The 2838-nt window shown below is 47.0% G+C and carries 2 protein-coding genes and 1 pseudogene; all 3 read left to right on the top strand.

Translation table 11 applies throughout. The features are described from left to right. Nucleotides 1–63: 63 nt before the first annotated feature. Nucleotides 64–1284, top strand: coding sequence for a hypothetical protein (locus OXR04_RS21485; RefSeq protein ID WP_267372846.1), 1221 nt, complete (start codon nt 64–66; stop codon nt 1282–1284). A 107-nt stretch (nt 1285–1391) separates the two neighbouring features. Then, complete coding sequence (locus OXR04_RS21480) at nt 1392–2393, top strand: T6SS immunity protein Tli4 family protein (RefSeq protein WP_267372848.1); 1002 nt, start codon at nt 1392–1394, stop codon at nt 2391–2393. A 186-nt stretch (nt 2394–2579) separates the two neighbouring features. After that, nucleotides 2580–2838 (top strand): annotated as a pseudogene (locus tag OXR04_RS21475) (hypothetical protein); the annotation flags it as partial.

The following is a 2838-nucleotide window of genomic DNA, read 5'->3' as shown; positions in this document are numbered from 1 at the left end:
ACGCTACAGCGAAGCGCAGATGATTGACATCTGGGACAGGCTGGTAAATTCACTGCGCTATAAATGAAGAAAAAGGTACTTTACGACGATCTTGACGGCAGAGGGTTCCTCACAAGAGAGGCCCGTGGCTGGGGCAGTGCGCTTTACAAAAGCTACGGTGAACCTCTCCATGTGCTTCAGTGCATGCTGAATGACGGTCATATTCTGATTGATAACCTGATTAATGGCACCCGCAGGCGAACACCCCGCCAGTTACTTATTGGTGAAAATTCAGGTGCAGAGAAAGGCGAAGATGCGCTGACTGAGCCTGAGGTCAGGCGGAGTTATGATTACCTTTTTCCCGTGCATGTTTTTGGCTATAACTGGCTGCAGTCAAACGCTGATTCGGCCGCGTCTCTCGAGCGATATATCAGTCAGACACTAGTCACTTATCACGGAAGGCTTGCTGCCAATAAAGTCATTCTCGTCACCCACTCCATGGGCGGCCTGGTGGCCCGACATTATTCAGAACAGATGAAAGGCAGAGACAATGTTCTGGGTATTGTTCACGGCGTTATGCCTGATCTGGGATCGCCGGCGGCATATCGCCGAATAAAGACTGGCGAGCGGGGTATTGTCGGAGCGGTAATTGGCGCTGACGCAGCAAACCTGATGCCGGTACTGGCCCAGCCGCCTGACGCTCTGCAGCTGCTGCCGGGTAAAGCCTACGGGCCGGGTTGGCTGAAAATTAACGGCACGGTAAATATGAATAAGCCGGAGTCTGACCCATACACGGAAATTTATCTGAATGAAGGTGAATGGTGGCGGCTGTGTGAGAAAGACTTGCTTCTGGATGATATGGGTAAGGGATGGAAAAGTTATCAGAGCAGGATAAAACAGGATGTGCAAAATTTTATAGAACATTTAAACGAAAAATATCACCCCAATACCTATGCATTTTACGGTGCCAGTGAGAAATATCCTTCAGACGATCATCTGATATGGCAGCAGCTCCAGGCACCGAGGCCGGTTATGGGCGTACCGCCTGAGCTTCTCGTTTATCGCCACGCAGCAGGGAACACGTTTGAATTGACCTCATCCGGCAGCGCCGGGGACGGCACCGTACCTGTACGTGCCGGCAGGATTAGGTTTGCCGGGATCCGCTCGCTGCTTGCCACCGACGTCGATCATGAAGGTGCCTATGCCGTGGGGGATACCAGTACGGAGAACGGTCTTTCCGTTGTGATGAAGTTCACGTTACGCTCGATTATAAAAATGACCGGGGAGGTCACCTCATGCGGGTAAGGCATTTATGGGTGGGATTACTTGTAGTCATCCTTATTCTCTCTACGGTTTTCTGGTTGCTCACCCGTTCGTGGCCGGTAGCCCCTTTAACGGCTAAGGAAAAACAAATGACGGATAAATTATTTGAACATACCAGACCTCAGTGCATTGGCCGCTACCTTTTTGATGTGCCCGCTTCATTCAGTAATGTTGCGATGGGGCAGGTAAAGATCAATGAAATGAGAATCACCAGCAAGCGGCTGTATCCTCCGGCTTTTGCCCAACGTATCCGGTTACGTGAGCAGGAATTAAATAATAGTCCAACAGTTGATCCCAAAGACCTTCCTTATCTGAAGCAGGTATATCGGATAAATGACAATGCAGTCATCTTTGATCGTAATGTAAATGAAAGTGTGGCAGGAGGAATGCGGGTTCTTGAAGGGCATCTTTATAGCAAAGGGGTTGCATTCATCGTGTATTCAGAATTCCTGGACCATACAAATCCTAAATATTTTGAAAAGAAAAATATGTTAAAAAATGCGGGAGTGAGTGAGTCTAGCCTAAACAATAAACCTCAGAAGCTGGCGGAAATGCAAAGCCTGCTATCTCGACTTAAGGGAAGAGAGGATGAGGAAGTACCAATACTGCGTGGCATCTGTATTCCGGAAGGTTTTATTATTGATACAAATATGATATCGAAAGATGATATTACTTATATATATAAGTCAGCTGATTTTGAGATTGTCGTTAATAGTTATAACACTCTGAATAAAGGCAACACATTACTGCAACGAGGTAATGAAATAAATGCTGCCCTCATCAGGGTTGGTGCCAATACTCTCAAGAAAGGCACTGTAAAGTTACCAGACATAGATGCAGAAGAATGGCTGATGAAAGGTAAGCAGGACATCTATCAACCGAAAGAGAAAAACGTTAATTACTATACGTTTCAATTTTACGGTAATGAAAAAGCTGGTGATTTGAAACGTCCCGTACTCTCTGTTGAGTTACATAACTCTGGTAAGGAAACGAAAACCTATACGGATTCACAACTGGTTGATATCTGGGACAGGATCACCAGAACGTTCAGGTATCGAACCGGATCAACTACGGGAAACACCAGGCAGTAGGTATATATTGAATTGGTGGTAATGGTGCTGAAATGACCAGGCGTGCTGGTGAAAGCGCCGGGCCCTCTACAGCTCCTGCCAGGCAAGGGATACGGTATGTGTTGGTTTGACGATAAGGGCCTTCAGCAGCCGTTGCCCCAGACAGATCCGTAAACGGATAGCAGATAATAACAGGGAGGCTCCACAATGAATAAGTTCAGGTGCAAAGCCATTATTTTTGCTATTTTGTTTGCTCAGGGGTACGGGGTATATCAGTATTTTCGTCCTTATGATCCCTTAGCACAGATGCTGATGCCTGCTGTGCAGGCATCCACGCCAGTGCAGAAGGACAGTCCAGTAATAAATACTTTGTTTGCGCAGACCAAACCGCAGTGCATCGGGCGCTATGTGATTGACGTTCCCGTGTCATTCAACAATCAGCTTCACGATATGATTTTTATCGATA

Origin of the sequence: Pantoea sp. GM_Pan_3, assembly GCF_026541045.1 — a bacterium.
GTDB lineage: Bacteria > Pseudomonadota > Gammaproteobacteria > Enterobacterales > Enterobacteriaceae > Pantoea > Pantoea anthophila.
This window is presented reverse-complemented; position numbering and strand designations above follow the sequence as displayed.

Excerpts from the sequence above, each read along its gene's own strand:
- OXR04_RS21485 (WP_267372846.1), top strand. The coding sequence starts at position 64 with ATGAAGAAAAAGGTACTTTACGACGATCTTGACGGCAGAGGGTTCCTC.
- OXR04_RS21480 (WP_267372848.1), top strand. The coding sequence starts at position 1,392 with ATGACGGATAAATTATTTGAACATACCAGACCTCAGTGCATTGGCCGC.